The sequence below is a fragment of the Hydrocoleum sp. CS-953 genome, from assembly GCF_002260545.1.
Lineage (GTDB): Bacteria > Cyanobacteriota > Cyanobacteriia > Cyanobacteriales > Microcoleaceae > Trichodesmium.
Map to the genome: position 1 here is coordinate 1 of NZ_LGSU01000720.1, position 4,364 is coordinate 4,364.

2 protein-coding genes are annotated in these 4,364 nt (G+C 34.8%); both read left to right on the forward strand.

The window, feature by feature from the left end; all coding sequences use genetic code 11:
- The first annotated feature begins 16 nt into the window (after nucleotides 1-16).
- Nucleotides 17-2,047 (forward strand): class I SAM-dependent DNA methyltransferase, encoded by a 2,031-nt coding sequence (locus AFK68_RS08480; protein WP_094672355.1) that lies wholly within the window; start codon nucleotides 17-19, stop codon nucleotides 2,045-2,047.
- 648 nt (nucleotides 2,048-2,695) lie between these two features.
- Nucleotides 2,696-4,057: a restriction endonuclease subunit S gene (locus AFK68_RS44565; RefSeq protein WP_371357283.1), complete on the forward strand. Its 1,362-nt coding sequence runs from the start codon at nucleotides 2,696-2,698 to the stop codon at nucleotides 4,055-4,057.
- Nucleotides 4,058-4,364: the final 307 nt, after the last annotated feature.

Consider the following 4,364-nt stretch of genomic DNA (forward strand, 5'->3'; position numbering starts at 1 on the left):
ACTATAAATTACAGAAATGGATAACTCTACACATAACGGAATTGTTAGTTTTATTTGGGGAATTGCTGATGATGTTTTGCGCGATGTTTATGTTAGGGGAAAGTATCGAGATGTGATTCTGCCTATGACTGTTATTCGGCGGTTAGATTGTTTGCTTGAATCTACTAAGGAAGCAGTTTTAGAGGAGAATGATTTTTATGAAAAAATGAATATTACTGATAAGTCTGGATTAACAGAATTTACTAAATATCCTTTTTATAATACTTCTCCCTATACTCTGAAAAAATTACTGGATGAACCTAATTTTATTAAAGAGAATTTGATAGATTATCTGAATGGTTTTAGCGACAATGTTCAGGAAATTATTAGTAAATTCAAGTTCCGCAACCAGTTAGAAACTTTGGTCGAACATAATCGCCTTTATTCTTTAATTCAAAAGTTTACTGACTCAGATATTAATCTCAGTCCTAAACCGATAAAAGATAAAAAAGGTAAAGTTATTCAACCGGGTTTATCTAATTTGGGGATGGGTTATGTTTTTGAGGAATTGATTAGAAGATTTAACGAGGAAAATAACGAAGAAGCAGGAGAACATTTTACCCCCCGCGACATTATTAAGTTGATGGTGAATTTGATTTTTATGCCTGTGAAAGACAAGATTCAAAATACTACTTATTTAGTTTATGACTGTGCTTGCGGTTCTGGCGGAATGTTGACAGAAGCCGAGAATTTTTTGCAGGAGTTGGCAACAGGAATGGGAAAAAAAGTAAAAATTTATTTGTTTGGGCAAGAGGTTAATCCGGAGACTTATGCTATCTGTCAGGCGGATATGTTAATTAAGGAAAAAGAAACGAATAATATTAAGTATGCTTCGACTCTTGCTAATGATGGTTTTCCCGATTTAACCTTTGATTTTATGTTGGCTAATCCTCCTTATGGAAAATCTTGGAAAGTCGATCAAGATAATATTTTAGTGGGGAGAAAAAAGGAGATAAAAGATAATAGGTTTTTGGTTAAACATCAGGGGGAGGAATTACAACTTATTCCCCGGAGTAGTGACGGACAATTATTATTTTTGGTGAATAAACTTTCTAAGATGAAAGATTCGACAAAGTTGGGAAGTCGGATAGCAATTGTTCATAATGGTTCGGCTTTATTTACGGGGGATGCTGGTAGTGGTGAGAGTAATATTCGGCGTTGGATTATTGAAAATGATTGGTTGGAATGTATTGTTGGTTTACCGTTAAATATGTTTTATAACACTGGTATTGCTACTTATGTTTGGATTCTTTCTAATAAAAAATCTGCTCATCGTCGCGGGAAGTTGCAGTTGATAGATGCGACGGAATGGTATGGGAAATTAAGGAAAAATTTGGGGAGTAAAAATTGCGAGTTGCGGGGAGAGGATATTGAGAGGATAACTGAGGAATTTATGGATTTCTCGGAGTCGGATAATAGTCGAATTTTTGATAATGAGGATTTTGGTTTTAATAAGATTGTTGTGGAGAGACCTTTACGTTTGAGTTTTCAAGTTACGGCGGCAAGGGTTCAGGAATTTGGCGAAAAGATGGGGGATGAATTGTTGGGAGTGGTGGAGATTTTGCGGGAGTTGTTTGGTGAGGAGGTGCAGTGGGATTTTAATTTGGTGAAGAGAGATTTTGAGAAAGTCTTGAAAGAGCAGGAGTGGAAATTGAAAAAGCGGGATTTGGATTTGATTTATCAGATTTTTACTGAGAAGGATGAGCGGGGAGAACCTGTTGTTTTGAAGCGGACGAAAAAGGAAGTTATTTATCAACCGGATGTGGAATTGAGAGATACTGAAAATGTACCCTTGAAAGAAGATATTGAGGAATATTTTCAGAGGGAAGTTTTGCCTCATGTTCCTGATGCTTGGATAGATTTTGATAAGGTGGTGAGGGGTTATGAGATTTCCTTTACTAAGTATTTTTATAAATTTCAGAAGTTGCGGAGTTTGGAGGATATTGTGGAGGAACTTTTAGAGTTGGAAAAGGAAACAGAAGGAATGTTAAAAGAGATTATTTATTAGTAACTGACACAGCTAAAATAGTGCAATAGTAGGGGCGGGTTTTAGCTAGAATTTTCATGCTTATTCTAAGATTTATATAAACCCGCCCCTAGGAAGGTGGGTATATCATTCGGGGCGGGTTTATTTGACTCAATGTGAAAACTCGTTGTACGGACGTTTTGCTAACGCAAAGCTCCGCTAACGCTGCGCGACATGAAACGCATTTTTGTTATGCAACGTCCCTATGGTGAAACCCGTCCCTACAGAGTCTGATTTGCTAATGCACTGATGAAACTGTCCAGTAGGGTGCGTTAGGCGACTACTATCTGGATAAATAATTAATTAATCCCAAGACGTCGCCGTAACGCACCTAATTAGTCAAAAATTAATTCTACTAATGGTGCAAAACGCACCCTACCTCTTGGGAAAATTTTAGTTTTTTTAATTAGGAGGTTTTGGGAAAATATGGTTGATTTGAATTGGCAAAAATATCCGGTTTATAAAAGTTCGGGTATTGAATGGTTGGGGGATATTCCTGAACATTGGGAAGTCAAAAAAATTAAAAGAATTACTCAAACACACAAGCAAGGGTATTACACAGAAAACCCTTACATTGATGAAGGAGTAAAATTAGCAAGAANTTTTTTAATTAGGAGGTTTTGGGAAAATATGGTTGATTTGAATTGGCAAAAATATCCGGTTTATAAAAGTTCGGGTATTGAATGGTTGGGGGATATTCCTGAACATTGGGAAGTCAAAAAAATTAAAAGAATTACTCAAACACACAAGCAAGGGTATTACACAGAAAACCCTTACATTGATGAAGGAGTAAAATTAGCAAGAATTACTGATATTGATGATTTTGGAAATGTCTCATTTGAAAATATGCCTTTTGTTCAAATTTCTGACAAAGACGAAAAATTATTTCGACTAAAAAAGGGAGATTTCCTATTTGCTAGAAGTGGAACTATTGGACGTTTTGGGTTAGTTAGTTATCTTGAGCGTTCCGTTTTTGCGTCTTATTTAATTAGATTCAGATTTAAACATGTTAAACCAGAGTTTTTGAAATTTGCTTTTAGTTCTTCTTTTTTTAAAGAAAGTCTTATCAGTACATTGCATGGAGGAGCTAATAAGAATGTACACGCTGAAAATATAAAAGAACAGATATTAGTTATTCCACCTATTTCAGAACAACAAACGATCGCCAATTTCCTAGATGAAAAACTCGCCCGAATAGATGAATATCTTGCCAAAAAACAACGGATAATAGAACTACTAAAAGAACAGAAAACCGTTATTATTAATCAGGCAGTTACTAAAGGTCTTAACCTAGATGTTCCGATCAAATATTCTGGCATTGAATGGTTAGGAGAAATACCCGAACATTGGGAGGCGAAAAAGTTGAAATATTTGGTTGAAGGAAAACTTAAGTACGGAGCAAATGAGGAAGCAAAGTCAGCAGATAAAAGTCAACCTCGTTATATTAGAATTACTGACTTTGACGGAGATGGAAAACTTAGAGATGAGACTTTTAGAAGTTTAGAAATTAATTTAGCTAAAGACTATCTTTTATCAGAAGGTGATATTCTTTTTGCTAGAAGTGGGGCGACAGTCGGGAAAACTTTTCAATTTAAAGATTATTCTGGTTTAGCTTGTTTTGCAGGATATCTAATTAAAGCAATTCCTAAAGAATCTATTATTTTAAGCGACTATTTATATCTGTTTACCAAGTCAGAAGTTTACGATATATGGAAAACATCTATTTTTATCCAAGCAACAATTCAAAATATCGGAGCCGATAAATACTCATGTCTTTCTGTTTCACTTCCTCCAATTTCCGAACAAAAAGAAATAGTGTCATTCATTGAAACAAAATCAGAAAAAATTGAGCGATCGCTCGCCACAATAGAAAAAGAAATAAAATTAATCCAAGAATATCGAACAACTCTAATTTCTGAAACAGTGACAGGAAAAATAGATGTAAGAAAATATCGCCCTTCCAACCAGAAAAGCAAAACTTTTTCCGAATAAATTCATTAATGTCAACCATAACGACTAAAGTTATAATGTAGTAGGTTGGGTTTTGCTCCGCAACATGAAAAGCGGAGTGCACCCCAACAAAAAGCAAATTTTCTATATCTATATATATGTACCTGCTAAATTTTCCAGTTTTGGCAAATAGGTAAATCTGAAATTTTCCCTTTTTCCAGCAAACCAAAATTTTCTATATCTATATATATGTACCTGCTAAATTTTCCAGTTTTGGCAAATAGGTAAATCTCAAATTTTCCCTTTCTCCAGCAAACCAAAATTTTCTATATCTATATATATGTACCTG